We start from the raw sequence: 15,701 nt of genomic DNA on the forward strand, positions 1-15,701 counted from the left end.
ACTCATCGTTTGTAGTAACGCCTTCAGGCGTTCAACTCTTGTCGGAAGCTCGACGCCTAAAGGCGAAACGACAAACTTATTTTCATAAGATTTCATGAAAGCAGCGCAATTCAACCAGCCGCATGATCTGCAAATCATCGACCGCCCATTGCGGCCGCTGCGTGAAGACGAAGTTTTGGTGCAAATCGCGGCCTGCGGCGTTTGTGGCACCGACCTTCACATTCTCGCCGGCGAGGCGCATGCGCGGCCACCGGTGATTCTCGGCCATGAGTTTGCCGGCACGATCATCGCAGCGGGAAAGCAAGTGGGGGAATTGCATTCCGGCGATCACGTGGCGGTCGATCCCAACATTGCCTGTGGCGGCTGTTACTACTGCCAGCGCGGCCAGGTGAATTTTTGCGAAAATTTGCGCGCGCTCGGCGTTGACCTCGATGGCGGTTTCGCCGAGTTTGCGATTGCGCCGGCCAAACAATGCTACAAACTGCCGGAGGATTTTCCGCTCGAATGGGGCGCCTTCGCCGAGCCGCTGTCCTGCTGTCTGCGTGGCCTCGAGCGCGCGGCGATTCAGCCCGGCCAATCCGTGGCCATCGTCGGCGCCGGCAATATCGGCTTGCTCATGCTGCAACTGGCGCGCATTGCCGGCGCAGGCATCACGTTCGTGCTCGATCCGCTCGCCTCCAAGCGCGAGGTTGCCAGGCAACTCGGCGCGGAGGTCGCGCTGGATGCGAATCATCGCGAAGCCGCGCAGGAAATTGCCGAACGAACGCACGGCGGCTGTGAGGTCGTCATCGAATGCGTGGGCAAAGCCGAGGCTGCTGAATTGGCGATCAGCCTCACCAAACGTGGCAGCCGGGTGGTGCTTTTCGGCCTCGCGGCGCCCGCGGCCTATGCGCGCTTGTATTTGCAGTCCGCTTTTCTCAAAGAACTGACGATTCTCAGCTCGATCTTGAATCCATTCACGTTTCACCGTGCGGTGTTATTGCTGGCGCAGGGGAAAATCAACCTCATGCCCTTCAACCTGAACCGCTTCGCATTGGAGAAAATCGCTGACGCGCTCGCCAGCGCGGCCAACGGCCATTCGGTGAAAACTTTGGTGATTCCTGAGTCATCCTCACGAAAGGAGGTGGTGGCGTAAAGCCTAGGGCGTAATTCGTAACAATTTGGGCACATACTGAACGGTAAAAGGATTCATGACAAGACAACCTTTGCTTTTGCTCCTACTTTTGCTCGTTGTTTGAGAATTCCGAAAAGCGAGAACGAGTAGGAGTAGGAGTAAGAGTAAGAGTAAGAGTAAGAGTAGGATTAAGAGTAGGAGTAAGAGTTAGAGTAAGCGTAAGATCGCTCAGGTCATTCAGGAACCTACAGTTCAACCCCAAGCCAAGGGAGGTGTTCCATGCAGTTTCGATTACGCGTCTTGCTGGCGCTGACTCTCGCGCTTTGTTTGATGGGCGCGGGAGGGGCGAGCAGCCAGATCAACACGATTCCCAACGGCGGTTTTGAAAACGCCGAGGCGCCGGCTCATTGGCACAAGGCCAATGCCGGCGCCGCCACCGTGGAATGGGCGGGCGACGTGTACCGCTCGCCGCAGCGCTCGCTGAAGATCAGCAAGAGCAGCGGCGTTGACACGCCCATGTGGGAATCCGACAATCTCGCCAAGTTGAATTGGAATCCGGTCACCGGCATACCGGCCAACATCGAAATGGAAATCGGCGGGTGGGTGAAAACCTCGGGCGTCAACGTCAATCCTGCCGGCGCGGACGCCAAAATCACGCTGTCGTTTTGGTTCTTTGATGCCAGCGAGGCCGTGATCTTCGGCCAACCGGTGGTGCTGGACGTGCCGCAAGCCCAGGCCACCACCGATTGGACCGAGATCAAGAACAGCACCGCCGTGGTGCTGCCGGTCGATGCCGCCCGCCTGGTGGTGCAATTCAAGTTCGGCGCCAATGCCACCGGCACGGTTTGGCTCGACGACATCTTCATGCGCAATGCGCCCGGTGCCCAGGGCTGGCTCGGAGATCTTTACAACGGCAACTTCGGCGTGCCCGCCAACTGGTTCTTCTGGAAGGGCCAGATGAGTGAAGGCGTGGCCGGCAAGGGCGTGGTCACCATCACCAGCGCTGCCGCGCACTCCGGCAGTTATTCCTTGCTGGTGGAAGACGATGGCACCAATCCGGATGAAGTGGTGGCGATCTCCGATCGCAATCCCATCGAGCCCGGCCGCTCTTATGGCCTTTCCGCCTGGATCAAGCTGGAAGGCGTCAACACCAACGAGCCGTTCGATGTCGAAAAGGCGGTGTTCTTCACGCTCACCTATCACACCGATGCCGAAGGCTGGGCGGAAGTCGCCGGCCAGGATTTCTTTGTCGTCGATCAGTCTGCCCACGATCGCGACTGGATGCTCTATTCTTTCACTTTTACGCCGCCGATTGAAGCGACGCGCGTTTCGGTGCGCGCGCGCTTGCAACACCAGGCCACTGGCAAAACCTACTGGGATGATTTTCGCATGTACCCGGTGGAAGTGGCCAGGAAAAACCTCACGCTCGATGAATCCACGCGCCCGGCTTATTGGGAGGGATTCAACAACGGCGACGGCCAGGCCGTGTGGACCGGCAAAGTCTATCGCTCCGCCGAACGCAGTCTGATGCTCAGCAAGAACGCCGGCAGCAGCGCGGATCCGATCTGGCTGGCGCGGCAGGTGGCGAAAGTGAATTGGAATCCCGCCACGGGTGTGCCCGCCAACATCGAGATGGAGATCGGTGGTTGGGTGAAGACGGAAAACGTCAACACCAATCCTGCCAGCGAAGCGGCGAGGATTCAACTCCGCTTCAAATTCTTCGATGCCGCGCACAATTTGATCTTTGGCCAGCCCGTGATCTTGAACGTGCCGCAGACGCAGGCGGCGAGCGATTGGACGGAAATCAAGAACAGCTCCGCCGTCGTCTTGCCGGTTGAGGCCGATTCGATGGTGATCGAATTTCAAATGGGGCCGAACGCCAGCGGCACGGCCTATCTTGATGACGTGTTCATGCGCAATGCGCCCGGCGCGCAGGGCTGGCTGGGCGATTTGTTCAACGCCAATCTGGGCGTGCCCGAAGGCTGGTTCTTCTGGAAAGGCCAGATGAGCGAGGGCGTGGCCGGCAAAGGCATCGTCAGCCTCACGGATCAATACGCCTACAGCGGCCGCTACTCGCTGCGTGTGAGCGACGACGCCAGCAATCCGGATGAAGTCGTTGCGATTTCCGACCGCAACCCGGTGCAGCCGAACACCGAGTATTTGGTCACCGCGCGCGTGAAGCGGGTGGGCACCGTGCTCAATCCGCCGCCGCGCGACGTGGAGAAGGCGATCTTTTTCACCGTCACTTATCACGGCAACAGCCCCACCGGCTGGGATGAGAAGCGCGGCGAGGATCTCTTCGTCGTCGATCAAACCACGGCGGATCGCGATTGGACGCAATACTCCTTCCGGTTGAAAACCCGCGCGGATGAATATCGCCTCTCGATTCGCGCCCGCTTGCAGCATCAAGCCACGGGCGACACCTACTGGGATGAATTCCAGGTCGTGCCCATCGTCACGCCGAATGCCAATTTGAGCTTCGATGAGGCGGAGGTGCCGGCCTACTGGATGAAGATGAACACCGACGGCGCCACGGTCGAGTGGGCCACCGATCAAGCCCGCTCGCCGCAACGCTCGTTGAAGATCAGCAAAGCCAGCGGCGGCAGCGAGCCCATGTGGCAGACGCGCGCCAACATGGCGAAACTGAATTGGAACCCGTTGACCGGCACGCCGCCCAACATCGAAATGGAAATCGGCGGCTGGGTGAAGACGGAGAACGTCAACGTCAATCCCGCAGGCGCCAGCGGCGAGATTCAGTTGCTTTATTCCTTCTATGACAAGAACGGCGCGCTGATCTTCGGCCAGCCCGTCGTGCTCAAAGTGCCGCAAGCGCAGGCCACCACCGATTGGACGGAAATCAAGAACGCTGCGCCCGTGGTTTTGCCGACCGACGCCGACTCGCTGGTCGTCACCTTCAAGTTCGGCGCCAATGCCACCGGCACGGTTTGGCTCGACGACCTCTTCATGCGCAATGCGCCCGGTGCGCAAGGCTGGTTGGGTGATCTGTTCAATGGCAATTTCGGCACGCCCGAAGGCTGGTTCTTCTGGAAGGGCCAGATGAGTGAAGGCGTGGCCGGCAAAGGCGTGGTGAGCATCAGCCGCGACTATGCGCACACCGGCGACCATTCGCTGCTGGTTTCCGACGAGGCCGCCAACGCCGACGAAGTCGTGCTCATCGGCAATCGCAATGGCGTGCAGGGCAATCGCGTTTATCAAGTCTCGGCCTGGGTGAAGACCGTGGGCGTTAACACCAACGTGCCGTTCGACGTGGAGAAGGCAATTTTCTTCACCGTTACCTATCACAAAGCCGAGGCGGGCTGGGCGGAAGTGAGCGGCCAGGATTTCTTTGTCGTCGATCAATCGGTCACCGATAAAGACTGGTCGCTGTATACCTTCACGTTGACCACGCCGGCGGAGGCCAATCGCATGTCGATTCGCGGCCGCCTGCAGCACCAGGCCACCGGCCAGGTCTATTTCGACGATTTCGCTGTGGTCGAAGGGCAGGTGACGCGCGTGCAGAACGGCCGGGAATTGCCGGCCTCCTATGCGCTCGCGCAGAACTATCCCAACCCGTTCAATCCTGAGACACGCATCGTGTACGCGCTGCCGCAGCAGGCGCATGTCACCCTCGCGATTTTCAACACGCTCGGCCAGAAAGTGCGCACGCTGGTGGAGGCGAACCAGCCTGCCGGCAAGCACGAGATCGTGTGGGACGGCCGCAATGATCACGGCCAGTCACTTGCCAGCGGCATCTATTTCTATCAACTGCGCACTGCGGAGGCCAAGCTCACGCGGCGCATGGTGCTCATGAGGTAGTTGTGCCGAATTAGACGGATAAGCGGATTGTTGCGATTGACGGATGGTCGGAGCTTCGCCTCAACCGTCCGTCAATCCTGCTGTGCCAAGGCGGCAGAATTCCGGCAATCCCAGCGTCCAACCCTCCAAGTCATCGAGGCGATCATGCAATATCTCAACCGCCTGCTTGTTTCAGTCGTGTTGCTGGCAGCCGTGGCGGCCTTTGCCGGCACCACCGGAAAGATTGCCGGCAAAGTGACGGATCAGAAAAGCGGCGAGCCCCTGTTGGGCGTCAACATTGTCGTGACCGGTACGCGCCTGGGCGCGGTCACCGATATTGAAGGGAGATTCATCATTCTGCAGGTGCCGCCGGGCATCTACACCGTCCGCGCCTCGCTGATCGGCTATCAGGAAATGGCCTACGAAAACGTCCGTGTTTCGATCGATCTCACCACGCCGCTCGATTTTCAACTCTCCGAAACCGTGCTCGAGCTGGGGCAGACCGTCACGGTGGTGGCCCAGCGGCCGCTGGTTCAAAAGGATCTCACCTCCACTTCGAACACCGTGGGCGCGGAGACCATTGCGCAGTTGCCGGTGGACAATCTTTCCGATGTGGTGAATCTGCAGGCGGGCGTGGTCGAAGGCCATTTTCGCGGCGGCCGCACCGGTGAGGTGGCCTATCTCATCAACGGCATTCCGGTCAATGACGTCTACTCCGGCGGGTTTGCGCTGCAGGTGGAAAACAACGCCATTCAGGAGCTGGAAGTCATCAGCGGCACCTTCAATGCCGAGTACGGTCAAGCGATGAGCGGCGTGGTCAACGTCGTCACCAAGGAAGGCGGGGAGAAATTTCACGGCAGTATTTCCAGTTATGTCGGTGACTATGTCAGCACGCACGACGACATCTTCTGGAATGTCGATGCCTTTAATCCCATTTACAATTTCGAAGGCAGTCTTTCCGGGCCAGTGCCGGGACTCGGCAACAAACTCACCTTTTTTGCCTCGACGCGATATTATCACAACGAAGGTGCGCTTTACGGCCGCCGGGTTTTTCTGCCCGCGGATTCCTCGAATTTTCCCACCACTTCTGCGCGCGACTGGTACATCGAAGCGCGCGGCCGCGGCTATCGTTTTGCTTCGGAGACCGACTTGCAACGTCTGGCCGACAGCTTGAAAGCGAGCGCCGATTATGTGGCGATGAATCCCAACCAACGCCTGACCGGGCAATTGAAACTGGTTTATCAGCTCCAGGCCGATTTGAAAATCGACTATGAAGGCCTGCTGCAGAATCGCGACTTTCGCGAATATGACCACAGCTTTCGTTTCAACCCCGACGGCAATTTCCAGCGCGAGCAGCGGGCCTGGAGCAATGCCCTGGCCCTGACCAAAGTCTTCAACAGCCGCACGTTTTTGCAGATCAAAGGCTCGGCGTTCAACACCAACTACCAGCAGTTCGTGCACGAGAATCCGCGCGATCCGGCATATGTCAATCCCGAGTTGCTGAATGCGGCCAGCGGCAATGCCTTTCGCACCGGCGGCGAGCAGATGTGGCATTTCTATCGCAACACCCGCACGAACGTCGGCAAGATGGATTTGACCTGGCAGGCGACCAATCAACATCTCTTGAAGATGGGGCTGGAAGCGCGGCGGCATCGCTTGTGGCTGCGCGCCTTTGAAATTCGCCTGAATCGCGATACCGGCTTCAAGCCGCAGGTGCCGGAGGAGACCAACAACGTCAGCAACAGCGACATGTACCTGCGCCGGCCTTACGAAATCTCCGCGTATGTGCAGGACAAGATGGAATTCGAATATCTCATCGTCAACGCCGGTTTGCGCTTCGACTATTTCAATTCCAGCGGCCGCGTGCCGGATGATTTCGGTGTGCCCAATCTTGCGAGCCTGCTAAAGTCCGGCAACACCAGCCAGCTCAGCCCGCGCTTCGGTTTGGCCTATCCCATCACCGACCGCGGGGTGATTCACATTTCTTACGGCCATTTCTTCCAGATTCCGAATTTCGAGTTTCTCTATTCGAATCCCGAGTTTGAAATTTATCCGACGCAATACTATGGCAGCACGCCGCCGCCGGAGCGCACCCCCAACGTGATCGGCAACGCCAATATCAAACCGCAGCGCACGGCGATTTACGAAATCGGCCTGCAGCAACAGCTCGGCGATGAATTCGCGCTCGATCTCACTGCCTACTCCAAAGACATCCGCAACCTGCTCGGCACGGAGATTCTGTACACGGTGAACGGCATTCGTTATGCGCGTTACCTCAATCGCGACTACGGCAACGTGCGCGGCTTCACCGTTTCGTTCGAAAAGCGCCGCTTCCAAAGCCTGGCGGCGACCATCGACTACACCTTTCAGATTGCCAAAGGCAATGCCAGTGATCCAAATTCCGCCTATTTCGACGTGCAGGCCAATCGTGAGCCCAACAAGGAACTGGTGCCGCTGGAGTGGGATCGCACCCACAGTCTGAACGTCACGCTCACCGCCGGTGATCCCGCGCGCCAGTCGCTTGGCCTCATCGGCAAATTCGGCAGCGGCTTGCCCTACACGCCGACGGCGCAGAACGTGCGCACCGGCGTGGAAAACAGTGAGCGCCGGCCGAACTTCATCAATTTCGATTTGTATGCCTACAAAAACCTGCGTTGGGCGCGAGTGCAGACCAATGTTTTCGTGCGGGTGTACAATCTGTTCGACCGCAAGAACGAACTGCAAGTCTTCGGGGACACCGGCCGCGCCAACTATTCGCTCTCGGCGTTGACCAGCGGCACGGTGTTCGGGCTGAATACCATCGGCGAGTATTTCACGCGTCCGGATTTCTATTCGGAGCCGCGGCAGGTGATCGCAGGGGTTACGGTGGAGTTTTGAAGAATTTCCCCTGTATCAGCATGCGTGTTAACTTGACTATGTCACATTTCATTTGACTTTCTTGAATCTTTATCGCATCAACTAGAGCCGCCAGTAGCTCGCTGCCTTTATCCAAAAGGCTATGCGATGCGCTCATTTCGCTTGCGGGTGTCAGATCTACGTCGGGTCAACAAGCATTTTCTCAGATTTCATCGACATTTTTCAAGATTTTTTCGAACTCGGACACGATCCATGAGTGAGCAGGCCATGCAGTATATGGCCGGCCAAATTCAAACCACGGTACGCCGAAACCTTGAGCAGTTTACCTTGAAAGTACCGAACTCCAATAAGCAATCCCTGCAGCATGTGGTTTCGAATTCCCCGTGGGATGATGATCCCGCCATTGTGCAATTACAGCATGATGTTGCGGCTTTGCTTGGCGATCCAACCCATGGGGCGCTCGTCCTGGACGAAAGTGGCATTCCCAAAGAGGGAGCGCACTCCGTCGGTGTTGCGCGGCAATACTCGGGTGCTTTGGGCAAGGTCGACAACTGTCAGATCGGCGTTTTTCTCGTCTATGCCAACCCCAACTTGGGCGCGACCTTGATTGATCGTCGTTTGTATCTGCCCAAAGCGTGGGTCCAAGATCAGGCGCGTCGCGACAAGGCTGGTATTCCACCGGACATCACCTTTCAAACCAAAGCCCAATTGGGTTGGGAGATGATTCGTCGGGCGCATGCCAATGGCCTTGTTTTTGGTTTTGTGAGCATGGATGCGCATTATGGCGAGCAACCGTGGTTGCGTCATGCCCTGGCCGGCGAGGGCTTGATTTATATGGCCGAAATCCCCAAAACGCGCAGGATTTTTGCCCGCGAACCGATCATGCGAATTCCTCGCCGACGCCACCGCCAAGGTCCGCGGCCGCGCCGAGCGCGTCCGGATATTCACCCGCTGACCGTCGAAAAGTTCGTCAAAGATCATCCTGCGGCTTGGCAACGCCTGAAGGTTCGTGACACCGAACGTGGTGAACTGATCGCCGATTTCGCCGCGTGGCGAATTTGGTCGGTGATCGACAACAATCAACCCGACGCGGACTTGTGGTTGATTGCCCGTCGCGATTTGCTCGATCCCAACGACATCAGCTACGCGTTCTGCAATGCTTCAAAGGACGCTTCTCTCATGCGCCTGGCCCAAATGCTGTGTACCCGCTATTGGGTTGAGCGGGCACTGCAAAACGCCAAAAGTGAAGCAGGCTTGGATGAGTATGAGCTTCGCGGCTGGCGCGGTTGGCACCATCATATGACTTTGACTTTACTCACCATGCTGTTCTTGCTCGAACTCCAAATGAGCCTGAAAGACAAGGCCCCAATGATAACGGTCCAGGATGCGCGTGAGATTCTCCAAGAGATTTTGCCCAAGCGTAAAATCACGGAAAAGGATCTGATTGCAATCATCCGACGAAAGCATCAACAACGATTTGACGCCAGGCAAGCACATGTGAATCGCGCAAATTCGTCTTGAGCTAATGTGACATAGTCAAGTTAAACCAACGAGATGTTTGCAAAGGTCGATTGAAATTCCGTCCCGTAGGGACGAGTGAAAATGGCGCGGTGCCAACAATGCAGTCGTTGTTTTTCAATCGTCGCTCACGAGACTTCGGAGACGCTGTCAACCCATTTCCCAGCAATGGAATTTCTGGGCTATTGTCAAATGTCTTTACGGGACAAAGTTCTGGACCTCGTCTTGGCTTCACACGTATGCCCCTCAAGGGATGAATGATTCGGAGCAGTATCCGGCTTCAGTTTATCTTGTTCGAGGATATCTATGCAGATCCCAACGAAACGCACAACCATCTTCCTTTTCGTTTTGGCTGCCGCCGCCTTCGCCCAGCGCCAGCCCGATCCCAATGTCGGGCAATTGAAAAACACCCGCAAGGGCATCATGGACGGCAATCTCAGCCGCACCATTTTCTGGAATCACGGCGAGATTGCGGACTGGCCGAATCAACCTTCCGGCGAATGGCCGAAAGGTTCGGGTCATTCTTACGTCGATGGCGTCGCCCTCGTGGTAGCCGCGCCCATTGTCGATGCGCAGGGGCGGCGGCGCCATTCGGTAGTGACGCGCTATCGCGAAGACATGGACGTTTCGCCGGAGCAGATTCCCTGGGGTTTTGCGCCGCTGCCGGGATACTTCAATGACAATCCCAGAACGAATCCTGCCAATGCGCCGGCGATCAGCAACGATCCACGTACCTGGCCTTCGCGCTGGCCGGACAAGCCGTTGGACTGGGCCGGGTTTTGGAACGGTTTCTTCGGCAAAGGCGTGACCAACGCTGATCTCGAATCCTACGTCGTCTTCGATGACGATCCCGACGAGGAGTTCCTTTTCTATCCGGATCCGAGCGATTCCAGCCGTCGCGGCCTCGGCCTCGAAGTGGCCTCGCGCATGTTTCAATGGAATCAAGTGCTGGCGCAGGACGTCATCTTTGCGATTTACTTTATCACCAACGAAGGCAAGACGGATTACGACAGTACCTATTTCGCTTTTCACATCGATTGGGGCATCGGCGGCACCGATGACTCCGCGGATGACGGCGGCAGCTATGACGATGATCTCGACATTGCCTGGGCCTTCGACGGCAACGGTTACGGCAGCCCCGGCAACTGGTCGCCGGTCGGCGTCGGCGGCTTCGCCTTTCTCGAAAGCCCGGGAATTTTCCGCGATGGCCGCGATAATGACAATGACGGCCTGCTCAACGAGCGCCGCGACAGCGGTCCCGGTGTTTTTCTGGATCAATTTCCTTATGGTGTCGCCGATGTGCAAGCGTTCCAAAAATTCTATCCCGAGCACCAACTGCGGCCGCATTGGTCCGGCGACGAGAATATCGATTGGGATCCCTTTGAGGATTTGAACAACAATGGCGTGTGGGAGCAAGGCGAGCCGTTGCGCGACGACGTTGGCGCCGATGGTCTCGGGCCTTTTGATGCCAATTACCCCGGCCCGGACTTCGGCGAGGCCGACGGTATCCCGACCGCCGGCGAACCGGATTTTGATTTTACCGACAAGGATGAGAGCGATCAAATCGGCCTCACCGGCTTCAATGTTTTCGTGCTGCACGAATACAAGATGGAAAACGATGAGGCCTATTGGAACGGGCTGCGCGCGGCCCTGCCCCCGCGGGACAAGCTGGTGCAGAACACCAACCTCGGCATGTTCTTCTCGTCCGGTCCTTTTGAATTGAAAGCCAGCGATACCCAATTCTATTCCATGTCGTTGTTGTTTGCCGAAGACATCAATGACCTGGCGCGCACCAAGAAGACCGTCCAGCAAATCTACAATGCCGATTACCGCTTTGCGAAACCGCCGGACAAACCGCAGCTCACTGCCATTGCCGGCGACCGCAAAGTCGTGCTGTATTGGGATGACAAAGCCGAGCGCTCGTATGATCCCTTCTTGCAGGATTTCGATTTTGAAGGCTACAACATTTACCGCGCGACCGATCCCGAATTCCTCGAAGTACAGACCATCACCGACAGCTACGGCAAAAAGCGCTATCGCGAGCCGCTTGCCAAATTTGATTTGAAGAACGGCATCCGCGGTTTGCATCCCATCGACGTCGAAGGCATCAAATTCAATCTCGGCGAGGACACCGGTTTGCAGCATTTCTATATTGACCGCAATGTCAAGAACGGGCAAACCTACTACTATGCCGTCGTGCCTTATGATCGCGGCCTGGTTGATACCACCGCCACCGGTGAGATTTCCGGCATCTCGCCTTCGGAAGCGCCCAGCGTCATCAAGGTGAGCGTGGCCGGTGTCGTGCAGAGTACGGACATCAACACCGCGATCGTCACGCCGCAAGCGCCGGCCGCCGGTTACCTCGACCCGCGCATCGACGGCGAGATTGTTCATCACGGGCCCGGCACCGGCACCCTCGAAGTGCAAATGCTGGATGCCGGTCGCATCAAGAACGGCAACAGTTACCGTTTCGTGTTCAGCGATACTTCCGCCTTCGCCATTGATCCGGCGCCGAGATATTCTCTGCTCAACCTCACGACCGGCGACACTCTCGTCAAGAATGCGGCCATTCTCGAGGGCCGCGCCACCACCCCGGTGACGGAGGGCTTCGTCAATTTCCTTTTCAACGACGTGCAAGTGCAGGTCTTGGAGGCTGAGACAGGGTGGCTGGTCGGCGCGAGCAACTACGGCGTGCGCATCGGCGCCAACCGTAGTCTCATTGGCCGCTATGTCGCCTATCCCGCGGATTTCGAGCTGCGCTTTTATGACAGCATTGTCGATACTTCCGAAGCTCTGCTCTTTGGCCAGCAACGCATTCCGGTGAATTTCAAGATCTGGAATCTTACCGAAGACCGGCAAATGGATTTTCTCTTTGGTGATCGTGACAACGACAAGCAATTCACGCCGGGGGATTCGGTGACGATTGTCACCGGCCTGACGCTCGGCCAGCGGCCGCAAGGTTCGCGTTTCCGGTCGGCCTGGGCGATCTTCTTCAATCCGCCCAATGGCAATGCCAAGCCGCCGCAGCCCGGCGACCTCTATCGCATGGTGGTCAGCAAGCCATTCCGCAACGGTGAGTCCTTTGAGTTCAAAGTAGCCGGCGCACGGGTTGAACCGCAGCTTGCCAGGAATGCCCTGTCGGATATTGCCGTAGTGCCCAATCCCTACGTGGGCGCGGCCTCGTGGGAACCGCGCAATCCGTTCCAATTCGGCCGCGGTGAGCGCCGGATCTATTTTATCAACCTGCCGGCAAAATGCACGATTCGAATTTACACCATGCGCGGTTATTTGGTCGATACCATTGAACATGACGCGCCTGCGGAAAACGGCGCCGAGGCGTGGGATTTGGTTTCCAAAGATGGAATGAACATCGCGTACGGCGTCTACGTTTATCACATCGACGCACCAACGATTGGAACGCAGATTGGAAAGTTTGCGGTGATTAAATGAATGCTCATGCTCAAACTCCTACTCTTACTCCTACTCGCTGCTAAAAATCGTCAAAAGCGAGTATGAGTAGGAGTAGGAGTAAAAGTAAGAGTAGGAGTAAGAGTAAGAGTAAGAGTAAGAGTAAGAGTAGCTCACACAAGCATCCGCAAAGCCATCATTGACCAATAAGAGCAAAGCAATGAAGCGATTCATTTTCTCATCATCTGCATTGGTACTGCTGATGAGTTTCTCTTCAGCTTTCGCCCAAAGCGAAACCAATGTCTCCAAAGTCGGCATCACGGCAGCGCCGTTTCTGACCATCGGCGTGGGATCGCGTGCCCTCGGTATGGGCGGCGCTTTCGTTGCCACCGCCAATGATGCCAGCGCGCTGTATTGGAATCCGGCCGGACTGGCGCGGCTCGAGCACTCGGAGCTGTTGCTCGTGCATACGCGCTGGCTTGCTGAAACCGATTTCAATTTCGCCGGCGTGGTTTTGCCGCTCGGCGAATTTGGCACGCTGGGCGGCAGCCTCACCTCCCTGACGATGGGCGACATGCTCGTGCGCACCATCGAGCGCCCGGAAGGAACCGGCGAATTGTTCTCCGCGGCGGATCTGGCGATCAGCCTCACTTACAGCCGCCGTCTCACCGATCGTTTCACCATCGGATGCAATGCAAAATACATCAACCAGCGCATCTGGCATGAAAGCGCCTCGGGGTTCGCGCTCGACTTGGGCACGCTCTTCGTCACCGGCTTTCGCGGCCTGCGTATCGGCGCCACGCTGTCGAACTTCGGCACCGACATGCGCATGACCGGCAAGGATTTGCTGGTCTTCTATGATCTTGATCCCACCATCAGCGGCAACAATGAGCGCGTCCCCTCCCATATCGAAACGCAGAGTTGGGCGCTGCCGTTGAATTTTCAATTCGGTGTGGCGATGGAGATTTTGCAGAGCGGACAGCATCGCCTGACCCTTGCCGGCGATGCGCTGCATCCGAGCGACAACACCGAGAGCGTGAATCTGGGCGGCGAATATGCCCTGCAGGAGAGATTCTTCCTGCGCGGCGGCTATCGCGATTTGTTCCTGCGCGACGGCGAGCAAACGTTCACGATTGGCGGCGGCGCCGCCATGCGGTTTCTCGGCAACGTACGCTGGAAATTCGACTACGCCTACGCTGATTTCGGCCGTTTGGAAAATGAGCAACGTTTTTCGGTGGCGGTGGAGTTTTGAGTGGAAAGGTAGCGCAGACCGCCAGTCTGCAGAAGAAATGAGAACGAAAATGACGACACTTCGCCAAGGCTTACGCTGCCGCCTGTCTCTTGCCACCCTCGGCGCGACAGTCTTTATCGCTGCCGGCGCTGCGCTGAATGTTTTTGCCGCGACTGAAGGCGAACACCAGAATGGCAATTCGAAGCATGCGCCGCTGCTGCCCGCCGGCATGGACACTGTCGTCATTGCGCGCGTCGGCAATCTCGATATTACCGCCGAAGAATTTCTATTGAGCTATGAATTCGGCCCGGCTTTCGTCAAGAAACATGGCAAGCCGGTTGAGCGCTATCTTGATTTCATGATCAATGAAAAACTGCTGGCGTTGGACGGCTATGCGCTCGGTTTTGCGAAAGACCAGGAAGTCGCGACGATGCTCACAGAAATCGAGGGCGATCTCGCCACCGAGGAGCTTTATCGTGATGACATCCTGAGCCAGGTCGTGATCGACGAGAAGGAGCTCGTTCAAGCGATCGACAAGGAACGCATTCACCTCGAATTGAAGTGGCTGTTTGCTGCGGGCCGCGCTGACCTCGCAAAGTATCTCGCCCAACTCTCGCAGGGCGCGCCGTTTGATACGCTTTTCCAGCAACAACTCAATGATTCCGTACAAATCGGAAATCGCTCCCTTGCGACCACACGATTTCGCCTGGAGGACTCGAATCCGGAAATGGCGCAGGTCGTCGACACGCTGTCGTACGGCAAGGTCTCACCGCCGATCGCAGCGCCGGATGGGTTCTATCTCGTCAAAGTCACGAACAAATGGACGAATGCCATCATGACGCAAACGGAACATGCGGAACTGAAACAAGCTGTGCTGCGCGCGCTGCGCCAGCGGCAGGCTGATGCGCTTTCTGACCGTTATGTCAATGACCTCATGCGAAATCAGAATCCTATCATTAACCGGCGAACTTTCAATATCCTGCGCGCGCTTGTTGGCAAAACCGTTCTTTCACCTGAAAAATACCAAGATTGGAATTTGACCGGAAAGTTGATGTCCGAAGCCGGCCCCCTCGACTCGCTCGACATGGAACGTTACCGCAATCAGACTTTGGTCCGTTTGCAGAACGACAACCTGCTGCTGGGTGATTTCTGGACTTGGTATCAAGCGCGCCGCGCTTACATCCGATTCGACAGCGATTCGCCACAGCGCTTCTTTGCATCGCTAAAGCAAATGGTCTGGCGCAGCGTGCGGGACAAGCTGCTCATCGACCGGGCGCGGCAACGAGGATTGCAAGAGCGGCTAACGGTTCGAAGGCAAAAGCAATGGTGGGAGGAAAAACTGGTTTACGCCAGAATGAAGCAGGAAATGCTCGACGCGATTCGCCTCACCGAGGAACAGGCGAAGCATTTCTATCAACAGAAGCTGCGGCAATATCGTGATCAAACCGGAATGACCCTGCCGTATGAGAAAGTGACGGACCAGGTGCGCCAGGATTGTTATGCTGAGGCATTGGCAAGAAATCTATTTCGCGCCGTCAACGTGTTGAAGAATAAATACCCGGTGCAGGTCAATCGCGCAGCGCTGGAGGCTCTACCCATCGAGGCGGCGCCGGACCTGAAAGCCTTTGACCTGATCACCGCGAAGAAGGGCGGCACCTTCCCTCGTCCCGCAACTCCGACGATTGATTTTGATTGGAAGCTGTGGGAATGATTTCCGGATGGATTTCGAACAGCGACGAAGACATCAGGGAAATGTCATGCTGTAAGCATCCTTTTTCG

7 protein-coding genes are annotated in these 15,701 nt (G+C 57.0%); all 7 read left to right on the forward strand.

The window, feature by feature from the left end:
- The first annotated feature begins 94 nt into the window (after positions 1-94).
- The 7 genes from L6R21_02765 to L6R21_02795 all read left to right on the forward strand — a co-directional run bounded on the left by L6R21_02765 (position 95) and on the right by L6R21_02795 (position 15,633).
- Positions 95-1,135 (forward strand): zinc-dependent alcohol dehydrogenase family protein, encoded by a 1,041-nt coding sequence (locus L6R21_02765; protein MCK6558097.1) that lies wholly within the window; start codon positions 95-97, stop codon positions 1,133-1,135.
- A 258-nt stretch (positions 1,136-1,393) separates the two neighbouring features.
- Positions 1,394-4,930 (forward strand): carbohydrate binding domain-containing protein, encoded by a 3,537-nt coding sequence (locus L6R21_02770; protein ID MCK6558098.1) that lies wholly within the window; start codon positions 1,394-1,396, stop codon positions 4,928-4,930.
- Between the two features lie 144 nt (positions 4,931-5,074).
- Entirely contained in the window at positions 5,075-7,786 is a 2,712-nt protein-coding gene (locus L6R21_02775) for a TonB-dependent receptor (GenBank protein ID MCK6558099.1), read from the forward strand.
- Between the two features lie 231 nt (positions 7,787-8,017).
- Positions 8,018-9,286 carry an IS701 family transposase gene (locus L6R21_02780; GenBank protein MCK6558100.1) on the forward strand — a complete coding sequence of 423 codons (1,269 nt, stop codon included), beginning with the start codon at positions 8,018-8,020 and terminating at the stop codon, positions 9,284-9,286.
- A gap of 303 nt (positions 9,287-9,589) precedes the next feature.
- Positions 9,590-12,733, forward strand: coding sequence for a hypothetical protein (locus L6R21_02785; GenBank protein MCK6558101.1), 3,144 nt, complete (start codon positions 9,590-9,592; stop codon positions 12,731-12,733).
- A gap of 178 nt (positions 12,734-12,911) precedes the next feature.
- Positions 12,912-13,943 carry a PorV/PorQ family protein gene (locus tag L6R21_02790; protein MCK6558102.1) on the forward strand — a complete coding sequence of 344 codons (1,032 nt, stop codon included), beginning with the start codon at positions 12,912-12,914 and terminating at the stop codon, positions 13,941-13,943.
- Positions 13,944-13,992: 49 nt separating this feature from the next.
- Positions 13,993-15,633 (forward strand): peptidyl-prolyl cis-trans isomerase, encoded by a 1,641-nt coding sequence (locus tag L6R21_02795; protein ID MCK6558103.1) that lies wholly within the window; start codon positions 13,993-13,995, stop codon positions 15,631-15,633.
- Positions 15,634-15,701: the final 68 nt, after the last annotated feature.

Source organism: bacterium, from assembly GCA_023150945.1.
Classification (GTDB): domain Bacteria; phylum Zhuqueibacterota; class Zhuqueibacteria; order Zhuqueibacterales; family Zhuqueibacteraceae; genus Coneutiohabitans.

What these genes read in the sequence shown, in the direction of transcription:
- L6R21_02765 (MCK6558097.1), top strand. Translation starts at nt 95, where the DNA reads ATGAAAGCAGCGCAATTCAACCAGCCGCATGATCTGCAAATCATCGAC.
- L6R21_02770 (MCK6558098.1), top strand. Translation starts at nt 1,394, where the DNA reads ATGCAGTTTCGATTACGCGTCTTGCTGGCGCTGACTCTCGCGCTTTGT.
- L6R21_02775 (MCK6558099.1), top strand. Translation starts at nt 5,075, where the DNA reads ATGCAATATCTCAACCGCCTGCTTGTTTCAGTCGTGTTGCTGGCAGCC.
- L6R21_02780 (MCK6558100.1), top strand. Translation starts at nt 8,018, where the DNA reads ATGAGTGAGCAGGCCATGCAGTATATGGCCGGCCAAATTCAAACCACG.
- L6R21_02785 (MCK6558101.1), top strand. Translation starts at nt 9,590, where the DNA reads ATGCAGATCCCAACGAAACGCACAACCATCTTCCTTTTCGTTTTGGCT.
- L6R21_02790 (MCK6558102.1), top strand. Translation starts at nt 12,912, where the DNA reads ATGAAGCGATTCATTTTCTCATCATCTGCATTGGTACTGCTGATGAGT.
- L6R21_02795 (MCK6558103.1), top strand. Translation starts at nt 13,993, where the DNA reads ATGACGACACTTCGCCAAGGCTTACGCTGCCGCCTGTCTCTTGCCACC.